A 15309-nucleotide genomic window follows, 5' to 3' on the forward strand; every position below is an offset into this window, starting at 1 on the left:
GTTTGCGCACTGCATTGATGATATGGGGCAGGCACGCAGTTTGAACAGACTGCCGTATGGTCAGCCATTCCCACTCAGCACGGCTGCCGATGGGCGCGGTAGCACGTCAAGCAGGCCAAACACACGGTCGCGGCACGCGGGACCAACCCAGTCCGAAGGGTAGAACCCCGGGGGCAGATCCGGCTGGCGCAGCACAACACGCCGCCATCGATGCACGAGCAGGGTGCGCAAAGTCGCGCTCTGCAAGGGTGTTGGCACCCACGCCTCGGGGCGGGACTTCGCAGCCCTGTCGACCGCTGCCAAAAGGGTCTGACACGAGGCGCGTAACTCAGGTGGGCACAACCGATCCTGAACCCATTTCGGGGCTGTGTGCGGGAAAATGTCCAGAGCGAGCAAGCCATCCGTCTGACTCGGAGCCACGCCTGCACCCATAGCAACATTGCGCCCTATGGGGATGTAATCATCGCTGAGCATCACGTCCTCAAGCACCTGCGTTCCGGATCCGTCTTCGGCGATCAGCAGATGCCAATGCTCGATGGGTGTCGGGCCGCGCGCATAGATGCGCGGCGTGACCATGGCCGATTGGGTTCTGCCGAACTCCGAAAGAATATGGCGCGAGACGCGGCCAATCCGGTCACTCTCGATCCAGCCATCCTTGCGCAAGCGATGTACAGCGACACGGATGGCTTCGGGCTTGATGCCCATCGGCTCGATAATCCGTGTCAGAGCACCGCCCGAGATCTGGGCTCCGGGCTCCTGCGCCATGTCTCCAAACAGCGAGACAATGATCGACCACACCCGCTGGTCTTGCGGGTCCGTCAACTCGGCCACAGCCGTTTCGAACCACGAGCTTTGGTTGGTCATACGACCAGTTTAACCCATTAGGTCCAATAAGAAAAACAGGTATGTGCAGCCCTTCAGCGCGCGTTCATGGTCAGAAGCTCGTATTCTGCGACCGGTTCGTCATCCTGATTGGTCAGGGACACGTGCCAGCGGACCTCACCATAGTCATCATTGCGCGGAGTTTTCTGCTTCACCGTCAGTCGTACCTTGATGCTATCTCCGGCAACAACGGGTTTCATGAAGCGCAGCCCGTCCAGCCCGGTATTGGCCAGCACCGGCCCCTCGTTCGGCTCGACAAACAGGCCCGCAGCAAAGCTCAGCAACAGATAGCCATGCGCCACGCGGCCCGGGAAGAACGGATTTCGCGCCGCTGCGTCCTCGTCCATATGGGCGTAGAACGTATCGCCGGTGAAATTGGCGAAGTGTTCGATATCGTCCAGCGTGATTTTGCGCGAGCCGGTGTGCAGCGTCTCTCCGACCTGCAGCTCTCCGAACTTGCGGGTAAAGGGGTGTGCAGAGCCTTTGACTTCTGTCGCTCCGGGTACCCATTTGGTTCCGATGCTGCAGAGCATCTGTGGTGATCCCTGAATGGCTGTGCGCTGCATATAGTGTTTCACACCGCGCACACCGCCCATTTCCTCACCGCCGCCCGCACGGCCCGGTCCACCATGCACCATATGCGGCAGCGGAGAGCCGTGACCGGTCGATTCCGCCATCGAGTCGCGGTTGTTGATGTAGATACGTCCGTTAAAAGCCGCAGATCCCATCACCACGCCGCGCGCGACGTCGGTGTCATGAGTGATCAGCGACGTGACCAGAGACCCCTGACCGCGATTGGCCAGCGCCACCGCGTGATCTAGATCGCGATATCCCATGAGGGTCGATACTGGGCCAAACGCCTCGGTGTCATGGACTCGCTGCGCTTTGTCTGGGTCGGCGCAGTGAAACAGCATCGGGGGGACGAAGGCTCCGGTCTCGGGGCCGTGTAGGTCGAACGCGTCCGGATCGCCGAAGACCCGTTCAGCCTCTTGCCCGATCAGAGCGGCCTTTTCCAGCACGTCGGCCTTCTGCCCGTTGGACACAAGCGCACCCATGCGCGTGGTCTCGACCCGAGGGTCGCCGATGGTGATCTTCGCCAGCCGCGCTGACAGCGCGTTGATCACCGCATCGATCTGGCTGTCGGGTGCGATGATGCGTCGAATGGCGGTGCATTTCTGACCCGCCTTGGTGGTCATCTCGCGGGAGACTTCCTTGATGAACAGGTCGAATTCGGGCGTGCCGGGTTTTACATCGGGGCCGAGGATCGAGGCGTTCAAGCTGTCCTGCTCGGCAACGAACCGGACCGAGTTCTGCAAGATCGCAGGTGTCTGCCGTAGCTTCAACGCGGTGTTCGCCGAGCCAGTGAAGCTGACCACATCCTGACAGCCCATGTGATCCAGCATGTCTCCTAACCCGCCCGAGACCAGTTGCAGCGCACCTGCGGGCAAGATGCCGCTGTCCAGCATGATCCGTACAGCGAGTTCGGTGACGTAACAGCTATTGGTGGCCGGTTTCACGATGGCGGGGACGCCCGCAAGCAGCGTCGGGGCCAGTTTCTCCAGCATCCCCCAGACCGGGAAGTTGAACGCATTGATATGAACTGCCACGCCCTGCAGTGGTGTGCAGATATGTTGCCCAAGAAAGGTGCCGTTGCGCGAAAGCTGCTCAATCTCACCGTCTAGGTAGACTTGAGCGTCCGGCATCTCGCGTCTGCCTTTAGAGGCGAAGACAAACATCGTGCCGATGCCGCCGTCGATATCGATCAGGTGGTCCTTCTGCGTGGCCCCGGTCTCAAAGCTCAGGTCGTAAAGGGCCTGCTTGTGCGCAGACAACGCTTGTGCCAACGCCTTGAGCATCCGGGCGCGGTCGTGGAACGTGAGCTTGCGCAGAGCGGGGCCGCCGGTGTTGCGCGCGTAATCCAGCATGGCCTGCATGTCGAGCGCCGCGTTTCCTGCGCTGGCAAATGGTGCGCCGGTGATGGCGGATGCGATGGTGCGTGCGCCTTCGCCGGGCGCGACCCAAGTGCCAGCGGCAAAGCTGGAAATCTGATGCAGGGACATGGTGTTCTCCTGTTTAATGAGGCGGGGCTTAGTGCCCTAATGCGCCCATTTGCTGCGGCAGGTACAGGACCACGATGGGCACCAGCACGATCAGCGTGAGGCGGAAGATATCGGCGATCCAGAATGGTGTAACGCCGCGAAAGATGGTGCCGGTCGAGACATCGCCCACCACGCCTTTCAGGATGAAGACGTTCAGGCCCACAGGCGGGGTGATCAGCGAGATTTCGGTGACAACCACAACAACGATGCCAAACCAGATTGGGTCATAGCCCAGAGACGTGACCAACGGGAAGAAGATCGGAACCGTCAGCAACAGCATCGAGAGAGATTCGAAGACGCAACCCAGAATGATGTAGATACCAAGGATCATCAGGATCACGACAAACGGCGCCACATCATAGGCTGTGACCATTGCAATCAGGGCTTCGGGCAAGCCAGCCAGATTGATGAAGTTCGAAAATATCTGCGCGCCGATCAGCACCGCGAACAAGGCAGACGCCGTAAAGCAGGTCTCTTTCAGCACCTCAAAGGTTGAGCCAACAGTCAGACCACCTCGAAATAGGGCGATCAGAAAGGCTCCCGCGGCACCCATGCCTGCGGCCTCAGTCGGTGAAAAGGTCAGGTTTAGGGGTTCAAAGTCAAAGGCTCCGTACAGCCCGCCGATCACCAGAAAGAACAACAGCAGCACGGCCCAGACCGAGCCCAGTGCACGGATACGCTCCGACCAGGTGGCGCGCTCCCCGGCCGGCCCGGACTCGGGATTGCGCCAAACGGTCCAGCGCACCGCGAAAAGGTAGAAGAGGATACCGAGAATGCCAGGTATGATCCCCGCCATGAACAGTTTCCCGATCGAGGTCTCGGTCAGCAGCCCATAGATGACCAGAATGACCGATGGGGGGATCAGAATGCCCAACGTGCCACCAGCGGCAATCGAGGCGGTCGAAAGTTCGTCGGAATAGCCATAGCGTCGCATCTGCGGCATCGCGACCTTTGACATGGTCGCAGCGGTGGCCAGAGACGAGCCGCAAATGGCCGAGAACCCACCACAGGCTGCGACCGTGGCCATAGCGATTCCGCCGCGCATGTGACCCAAGAAAGCATTGGACACTGCATAAAGCTCGCGCGCCATGCCACCCTTGTTCACGAACAGGCCCATCAAGATGAAAAGCGGAACAACGGATAGACCATAATCCTGAGCAGTATCAGTGATCTGGCGGCCCACCATGGACATGGCAGCCTTCAACCCGCGCTCATCAAAGATCGAGCCGCCACGTTCGTAGGCGAAGCCCAATGTGCCGACCAGTCCCATGGCAAAGACGATGGGCAGGCGCACCAGCACCAGGATCAATACAATCGCAAATCCGATCAGTGCTGCGGTCATTACATAGGCTCCGTCAAAGTATTTGGGGCGAAGGCCTTTAGCAGCCCGGTGGCGATCATCACCAGTGCGGTGATGGCAACAGACAGGGTAATGAACCAGCCGATCAGGTAGGTGGGGATTGAGAGATATTCGGTCACATCCCCATAATCCCGCGCGCGTTCAGCCAGGACCCAAACGCGTTGGACCGGCCAGAACAACATGATGCCGCTGACCACATAGATCACCACGTCCTGCGCACGCGACAGATGCAGACGGTGGAAGAACCCGTCCGTCAGATCGACTGCGATATGGCCGTTGGTGGTTGAGACGATCGGGAGGACTGAAAACACCAGAATGGCCATCAGAATCCGCGTCAGTTCGGTGGCGGCCTCAATGGGCGCATTTAAGACCGAACGCAGGATCACATCGCAAAATGTCATTGCCATCAGGATGAACAGGGCGATGCACGCCACGATCACGGGAAGGGCGCTGGCGCGTCGCACAAGCTGGATTATCGGGGTCATGGGAAACTCGCGCAGGGTAAGTCAGGGCGGCGCAAAGGCCGCCCTGCAGTCGGATCAGTTCGAGGACATTTCCGATTTGATCATGTCATAGGCGGCCTGAGCGTCGACACCTGTTGCGTCAACCTCGGCGATGACCTTGCCGCGGATGTCTTCAGCGATGGCCGAGAACTTCTCCATATCCGCGTCTGTGGCAGCGTTGATGGCATTGCCTTCCGCCGCTTCGGTCGCCTCGCGACCTGTGGCATCAATCTCATCCCAGATCTTGCCGATCTCACGGCTCAGCGGTTCACCGAATACGTTTTCTTCCAACGCCGTCTGAAGCTCGGGTGGCAGATCTGCGAAGGTGTCTTCGTTCATGATGAAGGCAAACGAACCACGATAGAGGCCACCGGGCATCTCATAGACGTTCTGCGCAACCTCGGTTAGCTTGAAACCCTTGCGCGATTCCAGTGGCATTACCACGCCGTCAGCGGCTTTCGATGCCAGCGTCTCGTAGACCTTCGGGGCAGGCACCTGAATGCCGGTTGCACCAAGCGCTGCGCCTACGTCACCGCCAACGCCACCGGGGATGCGCACCTTCAGACCCGATACTTCCTCCAGAGAGGTCACGGGGGTGCTGGAATGCAGCTGTGCAGGGCCATGGGTGTGCAGGGCAATGACCTTCACACCGCGATGTTCGTCAGCAGCTTTGAGGTGCTGGTCATATGCGCGCCAGTAAGCCACCGAAGCGTCCTCGGCCGAACCTTCATAACCCGGCAGCTCGATCAGTTTGGTGGTGACGAAGCGACCCGGCTGATAGCCGTGGAAGATGATCGAGGCATCGGCAGCGCCGTCCATGATCAGGTCCATCTGTGCGGGCGGTGGTGCGATGCCCAGTTTCAGTTCCGCAGTGACCTGCCCGTCGGTGGCCTCTTCCACCATCTCGACGAATTTGGGCCACATCTTTGCGTTGATGCCATGGGTGGGCGGTGCCCAGCTGGAAATCGTCAAAGTGTAGTCGGCAGCAAAGGCGATGGTGCCGGACACCGCCAGCGTTGCCGAGGCCAACAGGGTGGTGAGCTTGGTGAATTTCATGACCGGATCTCCTCCTCAAAAGCGCAAGTCGTGAATTTGGTATTGGTTCGTTTTGTAACTATCAACGGGGCTAAACAGATGTCGTTGACCCGCCGATTCACAAAAGCTTGGAGAATTTATTGACCAACCGTTCGGTTTATGCAAGAAGTTTGTTGTTACTTATGAAAAGCGAACCGGGTATGTCCGACACGATTATTTCGCAGAATATGGGGCAATGGGTTGAAATTACACTCAATCGCCCAGATCGCCTGAACAGTTTCACTGATGAGATGCATTATGCCCTGCGCGCTGCGCTTGAAGCCGCGCGCGACGAAGGCGCCCGTTCTGTGCTGCTGACTGGCGCGGGTCGTGGGTTCTGTGCAGGGCAGGATTTGGGGAATCGAAACCCTGCAACGATGGAGGGGCCGCCTGATCTCGGCCACACAGTGCGTACGTTTTATGCGCCTTTGGTCCGCCTGATCCGGTCGCTGGAATTTCCCGTTGTTTGTGCCGTCAATGGTGTCGCTGCCGGGGCAGGGGCGAATCTCGCCTTGGCCTGCGACGTGGTACTTGCCGCCGAATCTGCGAAGTTCATCCAATCGTTTTCCAAAGTTGGTCTGATCCCCGATACCGGCGGCAGCTGGCATTTGCCGCACCTGCTGGGTGAGGCGCGGGCCAAGGGTCTGGCCCTGACCGGGCAGCCGTTGCCAGCGCAGGAGGCGGCAGATTGGGGGCTGATCTGGAAAGCGATTCCCGACGCCGATCTGGTGGCCGAGGCGCGCGCGCTGACGGAACAATTCGCGAATGGTCCGACGCTGGGGCTTGGCCTGACGAAGCAGACGATACAAGCGGCTGCCACGCATACTCTGACCGATCATCTGGAGATTGAGGCGGACGCAATGAAAACCTGCGGTGAAAGCGCGGATTATGCCGAAGGCGTAACTGCGTTTCTGGAAAAGCGCGCGCCGGTGTTTCGGGGGGAATGAGATGACACCGAAGGAACGCGCCCAAAAAGCCGCCGCTGCCATGTGGGGGCGGGACAATGCCTCGCAATGGGCAGGCATGGAACTGGTCGAGATGGATGAAGGTGTTGCAACGTTGGCGCTGCAGGTCGCCGAGCATCACTGCAACGGGCACGGGATCTGCCATGGCGGCGTGACCTTCATGTTGGCCGACAGCGCCTTTGCCTTTGCCTGCAACAGTCGCAACCAGTCCACAGTGGCGCAGCACAATGTGATCAGCTACGTCGCGCCTGCGCGCTCCGGTGACCTGCTGACGGCCCGCGCAACGGAACAAAGCCTGACCGGGCGCAGCGGCATCTATGACGTAACCGTAACCAACCAGACCGGCCAGAAGATCGCAGAGTTTCGGGGCTTTTCCCGCGCGGTCAAAGGGCCAGTGTTTGATGAGACCTGAGACGAGGGGGATGGCATGAAGGATCTTACTCCGAACAAGGCGGATCTTGATCCGATCGAGATCGCCTCGATTGATGAAATCCGCAGCTTACAGTTGGATCGGCTGAAATGGTCGCTGCGCCATGCCTATGAGAACGTACTTATGTACCGGCAGCGGTTTGATGAGGCCGGGGTGCATCCTGACGACCTGCAATCCCTCAGTGATCTGGCGCGGTTCCCGTTTACCTACAAGAACGATCTGCGGGAAAACTATCCGTTTGGCCTGTTTGCCGTTCCGCGAGAGCAGATCATTCGGGTCCATGCCTCGTCGGGGACCACGGGCAAGCCGACTGTAGTTGGCTATACGCAGGGCGACATCGACAATTGGGCGGATTTGGTGGCGCGGTCCTTGCGGGCCAGCGGCTTGCGCCGGGGCGACATGGTGCACAATGCCTATGGCTATGGCCTGTTCACCGGCGGTTTGGGCGCGCATTACGGGATCGAACGTCTGGGGGCCACGGTCGTCCCGATGAGCGGCGGGCAGACCGCAAAGCAGGTTGATCTGATCACAGATTTCAAACCGGACGGGATTATGGTGACACCGTCCTATATGCTGAACATTCTTGAGCAGTATCATAAGGTTGGCCTTGATCCGCGCGAAAGCTCTCTGGCTGTTGGCGTCTTTGGTGCCGAGCCATGGACGGATTCGATGCGCGCCGAGGTTGAGCAAGCTTTCGACATGCATGCCGTCGATATCTATGGCCTATCCGAGATCATGGGACCGGGCGTCGCAAATGAGTGCGTCGAAACTAAAGACGGTCCGGTGATCTGGGAAGATCACTTCTATCCCGAGATTATTGACCCCGTGACTGGCGAGGTCCTCCCCGATGGCGAGATTGGTGAGCTAGTCTTTACCACTCTGACCAAAGAGGGCCTTCCGATGATCCGCTATCGTACCCGCGACCTGACCCGGCTGCTACCCGGCACCGCGCGATCGATGCGACGGATGGAGAAAATCACCGGGCGTTCGGATGACATGATCATTCTGCGTGGTGTCAATGTCTTCCCCAGCCAGATCGAGGAGCAGGTTCTGGCAACCGGCGGTCTCGCGCCCTATTACCAGATCGAGCTCTACAAAGCGGGTCGGATGGACGCGATGCGCATCCATGTCGAGGCAACGCCGGACGCAGCAGATGAGCTGAGCAAAACCGCTGCTGCCCGGATGCTATCGCGCCGGATTAAAGAGGTGGTTGGCATCTCGACCGAGATCGATATAGGCGAGCCGGGCGAAGTCGAACGCTCGCAGGGCAAAGCCCGGCGCGTGATCGACAATCGGGACAGTTAACGCAGAGACGGAGTGTAGTGTATTGGCGCGCACGATAGCAAAAGACCATGACCACAAACGGGCTCGCATCCTGAAATCCGCCGCGCGCGTTTTCGCGCAGGAAGGGTTTGATCGGGCGTCCATGTCTCAACTGGCGCGGGAATGCGGGATATCGAAGGCCAACATCTATCATTACTATGACAGCAAGGATGCCATTCTGTTCGATATACTCGACAGCTACCTGCTGCAGCTGCGTGACCAGATTTGCGGCCTTGACCTTGATGGGCTGGAGCCTGCGGAACGCCTGAGGCGCGTCGTACGGGAAATTCTGCTGGCCTATCAGGGCGTGGATGATGAGCACCGGGTGCAAACCAGCGGCATGTCGGCCTTGCCCGAGGATCAGCAGAAACTGCTGCGTGGATATCAAAGAGATCTGGTGGTGTTCGTAAGCGACATCATCGCCAGCACCTCGCCTGCAACCTTCAAGGATGACGCAGCCAAGCTGCGAGCGACCACCATGTCCGTGTTCGGGATGCTGAACTGGTTCTACATGTGGAACGCAGGCGCAGATACCGATGCACGCAGCGACTATGCCGCGCTGGTGAGTGACCTGACCTTGTCCGGCGTTGACGGTCTCTAACAGGCGTTTGGCGCAGAGTTGATTTGGTTTCGCAGCACGGATCGGTTTGAATGAGGGCGGAGGCCCCTTATGCAATGCCCTGATCGTTTCGATAAATTCTACTTTGCTAAAGTCGGTCTGGGCGAAGCCTGTGGCTGCGCCGAGCGCGTGATTGATGTCTTCGAGTTCAATCGGAAAAGTGGTGCTCAATCGCGGAAGGCATCGAAGAAAGATCGGCGCAAGCGTCGTTCACTTCGCGGATTGGCCGTGAAGTATGGGTTGCTGAGTCGCAAGCGCCGACCTTGAAAGTTAGGGCGCTTTGAGGCCCAGTTTCTCGACCTGTTCGGTCGCTCTGGCCACCCACTGATCTTTCATTTCAACCCCGGTCAGCTGCCGCAGCCCAAGCTTGCGGAGCGTTTCGGTTTTCTCGGCGGTGCCGACCCCGAAACTGGCCGCGACGCGGGGCCACCAATAGTCGACTGACACTTGCATCTCTGCAGCCTTTCCCTGTTCGATCAGCTTGCCCGCACCCTCAAAGGCCAGCTCACCGTGGCGTGCCTCGATCGGGGATATCTCGCGGAAGGCTTCGGCCAGAGGTTGATAGGATATCTGCGAAAACTGAGAGAGTTGAACGGCAACCGCCTGACTCATCAGCAGATTCATCACCACAGCGTCTTCCCACCCCTCGATCGGATAGTTGAACACCGCAAGGCGCATGTCATGCTCAGAGCGGGTCGCCCCGATATCTGCATCACGATCCAGACGCGTGGTCCAGGGGTGGTGATTTGCATAGCGATCCGTATTGGCTCCGAACTCGCCCATGATCTTCAAAACACGATCCGCATTGTCGGTCTTTTCCAGCACAATCTTGGCCGCCGCGATGCGTTCTTTGATGCCGGGGCCCTGATTGATGATATCGGCAAAGCCTGCTGCGCCGGCCAGTTCGCTGTCTACGAAAGTTGCCATCAGCTTCATCAGCTCCGCGCGATAGCGCGGCGGAACATTGGTCGGGTTGCTTAGAACGCCACCTGCTGCGAGATAGCTCTCGATTGTCATGTCTTCAGCCATCATTCCCTCCGTCTACTGGTCGTAGTCCACGACCACGGTGTCGGTCAGCGGATAGGCCTGACAGCTCAGGACATAGCCTTTCTCGACCTCGTAATCTTCCAATGCGTGATTGGCGACCATCTCGACATCGCCTTCAAGCACCCGGCATCGGCAGGTTGAACAGACCCCGGCCTTGCAGGCGTAAGGCGCGTCCATCGCGTTTTCCAAAGCCGCATCAAGGATCGACTGATCCTTGGGCATGGTGACTGTCTGCGTAGCCCCGTCCATCGTGATCGACGCTTTGGTCTGGTTGGCCTGAGATGACGTGTCTGCTCCACTCACCTTTCGCTTGGCGCGACCAGGTTGGGCGCTGGCGAAGAGCTCGAACTTGATCTGCCCGTCATTCAACCCATGTGCGCGCAGCGCTGAGGCAATACCCAGCATCATGGGCTCGGGGCCACAGATAAAGGCTGTGTCGACGTTCTGGATGTCGATCCAGTGCTCAAACAGTTCGGCGCATTTTTCCTGCGTCACCAGACCAGTGAATAGTTCGATCTCTTGCGCGTCTATTTCCAGAATATGGATGACGTTCAGACGCTCCATATAGAGGTTCTTAAGGTCTTCCAGCTCCTCTCGGAACATGATCGTGTTCACGCCTTTGTTGGCATAGACCAACGTGAACCGGGAGTGTGGCTCTCGGGCGAGTGTGGTTTTCAGGATCGACAGAACCGGGGTGATGCCCGACCCACCGGCAAAACCCAGATACTGCTTTTCGGCGGACGGATCGATTGCGGTGTGAAAGCTGCCCATGGGGGGCATCGCCTGCACCGTATCGCCGACCTTCAGATCGCTGTTCGCCCAGGTTGAGAACGCGCCACCATCCACACGCTTGATCCCCACCTGCAGAATTCCGTCATCCTTGCCTGCGCAGATCGAATAAGAGCGACGCAGCTCTTCCCCGTCGAAATCGCGGCGGAAGGTCAGGTATTGGCCTTGGGTAAAGTCGAACTCCTCAGCCGAGCCGTTCATCGGCTTCAACGTCACCACCACCGCATCGCGGATGGTTTTGTGAATGTCGGTGACTTCCAGATCGTGAAAGCGTGCCATCCGGTGATCCTCCCTCAGATGCACTTGAAATAGTCAAAAGGTTCCAGGCAGTCGGTGCAGCGCCAATGGGCCTTGCATGGGGTCGAGCCGAACTGGCTGACCTTCTCAACCGCCTTGCTGCCGCAGTGCGGGCAACGTTCGGGGCCGCCTGCGGGCTGGGGCGGGGCGATGCCGTAATCTTCAAGTTTGGCACGGCCTTTTTTGCTGAGCCAATCGGTGGTCCACGCCGGCGAGATGCTGGTCTCGATCCGCAAATCGCTGATCCCGTGGTCACGTAGTGCGGTTTCGATGTCCATGCTGATCACCGAGGTCGCCGGACAGCCAGAATAGGTCGGCGTGACCGTGACCTTCAGAGTGTCATCATCCCATTGAACATCGCGCACGATACCCAGATCGACGACCGAGATCACTGGAATCTCGGGGTCTGGTACGGCGTCGAGCCATTGCCAAACCTGATCCGTTGAGGCCCGCATCGATCCTTACCACTTTGCGCTGGGATAGGCGCGTTGCAGCCACTGCATTTGCGTCAGCAAGTGGCCCAGATGCTCGGTATGCATGCGACCATCGCGTCCGCCTTTGTGGGCAAAGCGGCTTTCTGGAATGGTCAGGGTCGCTTCGGTCAGGATGCGCTCGACTAGAGCGTCATATTCTGCGCGCAGATCAGCCGGGCTCGGGGCGATCCCCGCCGTAACCATCTCGGCATCCACGTCGTCGCTGGCAAACATCTCGCCCACATAGGGCCAAAGGTAATCCAGCGCCTCTTGCATGCGGGCATGGCTTTCTTCGGTCCCGTCGCCCAGACCGACGACCGTATCGCCCGAACGTTCGAGGTGATAGGTGACCTCTTTGCTGGCTTTGGCAGCGATCGCGGCAACTCGTTCGTCGGATGATTTCATCAGACGCCCGAGCATGATTGAATGCCACGCATCAAACAGGAACTGACGCATCAGAGTGCGTCCGAAATCTCCGTTGGGAACTTCTACCAGCAGTACGTTGCGGAAATCCCAGGCGTCGCGCAGAAAGGCTAGATCATCAGCGCTCTTGCCGCCATTGATCTCTCCTGCAAGGCCCAGCCACATCTGGGTCTGACCGATCAGGTCCAGCGCGGTATTGGCCAGAGCGATGTCTTCCTCAAGCACCGGTGCATGGCCGCACCATTCGCTGACGCGATGGCCAAGGATCAGGGTGTTGTCCCCCATTCGCAGCAGGAACTGCAGCAAAGCGTCATTGGAAACCGGAGCACTCATTACATCGCCCCCACTTCTTCGGGAATGTCGAAGAAGGTTGGATGGCGGTACACCTTGCTTTCGCTGGGCTCGTACAGCGGACCTTTGTCGCTGGGCGATGAGGCCGAGATGTTGTTGGCCTCAACCACCCAGATCGAAACGCCTTCATTGCGGCGGGTATAGACGTCGCGGGCATTTTTGATCGCCATCTCGGCGTCTGGCGCGTGTAACGATCCGACATGGCGGTGGCTCATGCCATGTTGTCCGCGGATGAAGATTTCCCACAGGGGCCATTCGTTGTTCATTTGGTATCCTCCTCAGGGCAGTCTTATTCTGCAGCCAGATTTGTAGCGCGTTTCTTGCGGGCATGGGCCAGCAGCCCGTCACGAACCCATTTACCGTCGTCCCAGGCCTTGTTGCGCGCGGCCAAACGGTCGACGTTACATGGGCCGTTGCCCTTGATCACATCGAAGAACTCGGACCAGTCCGGGTCGGTGTAGTCGTAGTGGCCCCGCTCTTCGTTCCATTTCAGGTCCGGGTCGGGAATGGTCAGACCTAGATACTCGGCCTGTGGCACGGTCTGGTCCACGAACTTCTGGCGCAGCTCATCATTGGTGTTGATCTTGATCTTCCAAGCCATGGATTGCGCGGAATGCACGCTTTCCTTGTCCGATGGCCCGAACATCATCAGCGACGGGTACCACAGACGGTTCATCGCGTCCTGCGCCATCCTGCGCTGTTCGGGCGTGCCTTCGGCCATCTTGCGGATCGCGTCATAACCCTGACGCTGGTGGAACGATTCTTCCTTGCAAATGCGGATCATCGCGCGCGAGTAGGGTCCGAAGGACGTCCGCTGCAACGGAACCTGGTTCATGATCGCGGCCCCATCGACCAGCCATCCGACCGCACCGATATCGGCCCAGTTCAGCGTTGGATAGTTGAAGATCGACGAGTATTTCATGCGTCCATCCAGCAGCATCTCGGTGATCTCATCGCGGCTGACGCCCAGCGTTTCGGCGGCGCAATAGAGATACAGGCCGTGCCCGGCTTCATCCTGCACCTTTGCCAGCAGGATTGCCTTGCGCTCCAGCGTGGGTGCGCGGGTGATCCAGTTGCCTTCGGGCAGCTGACCGACGATCTCGGAATGCGCGTGCTGTCCAATTTGACGGATCAGTGTCGCGCGATAGTCGTCGGGCATCCAGTCCTTGGGCTCGATCTTGATATCGGCGTCAATCTTGTCCTGAAAGGCGCGCTCCTGCTCGGTCATCTCCTCGCGGGATTTCACGCCTGTTCCGGCTGTCTTGATCATCTGAGCATACATGTGAGGTCTCCTCCCTTACACGCGTTCGAGAATAAGTGCGGCCCCCTGGCCAACGCCCACGCACATGGTGCAAAGCGCATAGCGCCCGCCCGTGCGGCGCAGTTGATAGGCGGCGGTCATCACCAGCCGCGCACCGCTCATCCCAAGCGGGTGACCGATCGCAATTGCGCCGCCGTTCGGGTTCACATGCGGCGCGTCGTCTGCCACGCCCAACTCGCGCAACGTCGCCAGCCCTTGTGAGGCAAAGGCCTCATTCAATTCTATCACATCCATCTGTTCGATGCTCAGCCCGGCGCGGGCCAGCACCTTTTGGCTGGCCGGAACCGGGCCAATGCCCATCACGCGCGGTTCGACCCCGGCAACGGACATGCCGACCACACGGGCAATCGGGGTGAGATTGTTCTTTGCTGCGGTTGCCTCATTTGCCATCAGAATGGCGGCGGCCCCGTCGTTTACGCCCGAGGCATTCCCAGCGGTCACGGTTTTGTCCGGTCCGTTGATGCCCTTCAGGCCTGACAGTTTCTCGGCTGTAGTTCCCGGGCGCGGGTGCTCGTCCGTGTCAACCACGACAGGGTCGCCTTTGCGCTGGGGGATTGTGACCGGGGTGATCTCCTCCTGAAACACCCCGGTCTGGTGCGCCGCGGCCCAGCGGGCCTGGCTGCGTTCGGCAAAGGCGTCCTGATCGGAACGGCTGATACCATAAGCTTCCGCTACGTTATCTGCTGTTTCGGGCATCGAGTCGATACCAAAATTTTGCTGCATTTTGGGATTCACGAAGCGCCAGCCGATTGTGGTGTCATAAACCGCATTGGCTCGCGAGAAGGCCGAGGTGGCTTTGGGCATCACAAATGGCGCGCGGGACATGCTCTCGACGCCGCCAGCGATCGCCATGTCATAATCCCCGGCCCGGATTGCACGGGCCGCCATGCCGACCGCATCCATGCCGGAGGCACAAAGCCGGTTGATCGTCGTGCCAGGTACATCCACAGGCAGTCCCGCCAGCAGAGCAGCCATCCGCGCAACGTTGCGGTTGCTTTCCCCGGCCTGATTGGCGTCGCCGTAGATCACATCGTCCACGCTTGTCCAATCGACCTGTGGGTTGCGCGCCATCAGGGCCGAAATCGGGATTGCTGCCAGATCATCCGTGCGCACCTGGCTGAGGCTTCCGCCATACCGTCCGATTGGGGTGCGCTGAGCGTCGCAGATAAAGGCGTCCATAGGGCGAGGGCTCCGAATTTGATGTCACGTCATTAAGTGACCGATGGGTCGGTTAATAGTCATGAAGATGATTCGCGGCAAGTAAAATGTAACGTGATTGCTCCTGTGGTGAAAAATTGGTAACATATTAGCGCAGCCCAAAGAAAAACCCGCAGGGATGCGGGTTTCTCTGAA

17 protein-coding genes are annotated in these 15309 nt (G+C 59.0%); 5 read left to right on the plus strand and 12 right to left on the minus strand.

Features of this window, described 5'->3' with window-relative positions; all coding sequences use genetic code 11:
* Window positions 1–60: 60 nt before the first annotated feature.
* Genes ACR3EM_RS01235 through ACR3EM_RS01255 form a run of 5 tightly spaced genes read right to left on the minus strand, consistent with a single transcriptional unit; the run spans window position 61 to window position 5900 of the window.
* Window positions 61–864 (minus strand): PaaX family transcriptional regulator C-terminal domain-containing protein, encoded by an 804-nt coding sequence (locus tag ACR3EM_RS01235; protein WP_480469004.1) that lies wholly within the window; start codon window positions 862–864, stop codon window positions 61–63.
* Between the two features lie 53 nt (window positions 865–917).
* On the minus strand, window positions 918–2942 hold the full coding sequence (gene paaZ / locus ACR3EM_RS01240) for a phenylacetic acid degradation bifunctional protein PaaZ (protein WP_480469005.1): 2025 nt from the start codon (window positions 2940–2942) through the stop codon (window positions 918–920).
* A 28-nt stretch (window positions 2943–2970) separates the two neighbouring features.
* On the minus strand, window positions 2971–4323 hold the full coding sequence (locus tag ACR3EM_RS01245) for a TRAP transporter large permease (protein ID WP_480469006.1): 1353 nt from the start codon (window positions 4321–4323) through the stop codon (window positions 2971–2973).
* Window positions 4323–4826: a TRAP transporter small permease gene (locus ACR3EM_RS01250; RefSeq protein ID WP_480469007.1), complete on the minus strand. Its 504-nt coding sequence runs from the start codon at window positions 4824–4826 to the stop codon at window positions 4323–4325. The genes ACR3EM_RS01245 and ACR3EM_RS01250 overlap by 1 nt, the downstream gene beginning before the upstream one ends.
* 54 nt (window positions 4827–4880) lie before the next feature.
* Complete coding sequence (locus ACR3EM_RS01255; RefSeq protein ID WP_480469008.1) at window positions 4881–5900, minus strand: TRAP transporter substrate-binding protein; 1020 nt, start codon at window positions 5898–5900, stop codon at window positions 4881–4883.
* 179 nt (window positions 5901–6079) lie between these two features.
* On the opposite strand from ACR3EM_RS01255, the gene paaG reads away from it, so the two are divergent.
* The 5 genes from paaG to ACR3EM_RS01280 all read left to right on the plus strand — a co-directional run bounded on the left by paaG (window position 6080) and on the right by ACR3EM_RS01280 (window position 9522).
* Complete coding sequence (gene paaG / locus ACR3EM_RS01260) at window positions 6080–6865, plus strand: 2-(1,2-epoxy-1,2-dihydrophenyl)acetyl-CoA isomerase PaaG (RefSeq protein WP_480469009.1); 786 nt, start codon at window positions 6080–6082, stop codon at window positions 6863–6865.
* 1 nt (window position 6866) lies between these two features.
* Window positions 6867–7295, plus strand: a complete 429-nt coding sequence (gene paaI, locus ACR3EM_RS01265; protein ID WP_480469010.1) for a hydroxyphenylacetyl-CoA thioesterase PaaI — start codon at window positions 6867–6869, stop codon at window positions 7293–7295.
* A gap of 15 nt (window positions 7296–7310) precedes the next feature.
* Window positions 7311–8618 carry a phenylacetate--CoA ligase PaaK gene (gene paaK, locus ACR3EM_RS01270; RefSeq protein ID WP_480469011.1) on the plus strand — a complete coding sequence of 436 codons (1308 nt, stop codon included), beginning with the start codon at window positions 7311–7313 and terminating at the stop codon, window positions 8616–8618.
* A 22-nt stretch (window positions 8619–8640) separates the two neighbouring features.
* Complete coding sequence (locus ACR3EM_RS01275) at window positions 8641–9237, plus strand: TetR/AcrR family transcriptional regulator (RefSeq protein ID WP_480469012.1); 597 nt, start codon at window positions 8641–8643, stop codon at window positions 9235–9237.
* Window positions 9238–9306: 69 nt separating this feature from the next.
* The gene (locus ACR3EM_RS01280) at window positions 9307–9522 is read left to right on the plus strand and encodes a hypothetical protein (RefSeq protein ID WP_480469013.1); all 216 of its coding nucleotides are present in this window, start codon (window positions 9307–9309) and stop codon (window positions 9520–9522) included.
* 3 nt (window positions 9523–9525) lie between these two features.
* Here ACR3EM_RS01280 and ACR3EM_RS01285 read toward each other — a convergent pair whose 3' ends face one another.
* From ACR3EM_RS01285 to pcaF, 7 genes are read right to left on the minus strand one after another with little or no spacing between them, the layout of a single operon-like run.
* Window positions 9526–10284 (minus strand): Phenylacetic acid catabolic protein, encoded by a 759-nt coding sequence (locus ACR3EM_RS01285; protein ID WP_480469014.1) that lies wholly within the window; start codon window positions 10282–10284, stop codon window positions 9526–9528.
* 12 nt (window positions 10285–10296) lie between these two features.
* Window positions 10297–11370, minus strand: coding sequence for a 1,2-phenylacetyl-CoA epoxidase subunit PaaE (paaE, locus tag ACR3EM_RS01290; RefSeq protein WP_480469015.1), 1074 nt, complete (start codon window positions 11368–11370; stop codon window positions 10297–10299).
* Window positions 11371–11384: 14 nt separating this feature from the next.
* Window positions 11385–11843: a 1,2-phenylacetyl-CoA epoxidase subunit PaaD gene (gene paaD / locus ACR3EM_RS01295; RefSeq protein ID WP_480469016.1), complete on the minus strand. Its 459-nt coding sequence runs from the start codon at window positions 11841–11843 to the stop codon at window positions 11385–11387.
* Between the two features lie 6 nt (window positions 11844–11849).
* Window positions 11850–12617: a 1,2-phenylacetyl-CoA epoxidase subunit PaaC gene (gene paaC, locus ACR3EM_RS01300; RefSeq protein ID WP_480469017.1), complete on the minus strand. Its 768-nt coding sequence runs from the start codon at window positions 12615–12617 to the stop codon at window positions 11850–11852.
* The gene (gene paaB, locus ACR3EM_RS01305; RefSeq protein WP_170404692.1) at window positions 12617–12901 is read right to left on the minus strand and encodes a 1,2-phenylacetyl-CoA epoxidase subunit PaaB; all 285 of its coding nucleotides are present in this window, start codon (window positions 12899–12901) and stop codon (window positions 12617–12619) included. The genes paaC and paaB overlap by 1 nt, the downstream gene beginning before the upstream one ends.
* A gap of 23 nt (window positions 12902–12924) precedes the next feature.
* Window positions 12925–13917 (minus strand): 1,2-phenylacetyl-CoA epoxidase subunit PaaA, encoded by a 993-nt coding sequence (gene paaA / locus ACR3EM_RS01310; protein ID WP_480469018.1) that lies wholly within the window; start codon window positions 13915–13917, stop codon window positions 12925–12927.
* A gap of 15 nt (window positions 13918–13932) precedes the next feature.
* Window positions 13933–15135 (minus strand): 3-oxoadipyl-CoA thiolase, encoded by a 1203-nt coding sequence (gene pcaF, locus ACR3EM_RS01315; protein WP_480469019.1) that lies wholly within the window; start codon window positions 15133–15135, stop codon window positions 13933–13935.
* Window positions 15136–15309 lie beyond the last annotated feature (174 nt).

The sequence above is a fragment of the Ruegeria sp. AH3 genome (assembly GCF_056536265.1).

Bases quoted from the DNA above. Each gene is read 5' to 3' on its own strand.
- ACR3EM_RS01250 (WP_480469007.1), bottom strand. From the start codon at position 4,826: ATGACCCCGATAATCCAGCTTGTGCGACGCGCCAGCGCCCTTCCCGTG.
- ACR3EM_RS01285 (WP_480469014.1), bottom strand. From the start codon at position 10,284: ATGGCTGAAGACATGACAATCGAGAGCTATCTCGCAGCAGGTGGCGTT.
- paaC (WP_480469017.1), bottom strand. From the start codon at position 12,617: ATGAGTGCTCCGGTTTCCAATGACGCTTTGCTGCAGTTCCTGCTGCGA.
- paaB (WP_170404692.1), bottom strand. From the start codon at position 12,901: ATGAACAACGAATGGCCCCTGTGGGAAATCTTCATCCGCGGACAACAT.
- ACR3EM_RS01280 (WP_480469013.1), top strand. From the start codon at position 9,307: ATGCAATGCCCTGATCGTTTCGATAAATTCTACTTTGCTAAAGTCGGT.
- paaK (WP_480469011.1), top strand. From the start codon at position 7,311: ATGAAGGATCTTACTCCGAACAAGGCGGATCTTGATCCGATCGAGATC.
- ACR3EM_RS01255 (WP_480469008.1), bottom strand. From the start codon at position 5,900: ATGAAATTCACCAAGCTCACCACCCTGTTGGCCTCGGCAACGCTGGCG.
- paaG (WP_480469009.1), top strand. From the start codon at position 6,080: ATGTCCGACACGATTATTTCGCAGAATATGGGGCAATGGGTTGAAATT.
- paaA (WP_480469018.1), bottom strand. From the start codon at position 13,917: ATGTATGCTCAGATGATCAAGACAGCCGGAACAGGCGTGAAATCCCGC.
- paaZ (WP_480469005.1), bottom strand. From the start codon at position 2,942: ATGTCCCTGCATCAGATTTCCAGCTTTGCCGCTGGCACTTGGGTCGCG.
- paaE (WP_480469015.1), bottom strand. From the start codon at position 11,370: ATGGCACGCTTTCACGATCTGGAAGTCACCGACATTCACAAAACCATC.
- paaI (WP_480469010.1), top strand. From the start codon at position 6,867: ATGACACCGAAGGAACGCGCCCAAAAAGCCGCCGCTGCCATGTGGGGG.
- pcaF (WP_480469019.1), bottom strand. From the start codon at position 15,135: ATGGACGCCTTTATCTGCGACGCTCAGCGCACCCCAATCGGACGGTAT.
- paaD (WP_480469016.1), bottom strand. From the start codon at position 11,843: ATGCGGGCCTCAACGGATCAGGTTTGGCAATGGCTCGACGCCGTACCA.
- ACR3EM_RS01245 (WP_480469006.1), bottom strand. From the start codon at position 4,323: ATGACCGCAGCACTGATCGGATTTGCGATTGTATTGATCCTGGTGCTG.
- ACR3EM_RS01235 (WP_480469004.1), bottom strand. From the start codon at position 864: ATGACCAACCAAAGCTCGTGGTTCGAAACGGCTGTGGCCGAGTTGACG.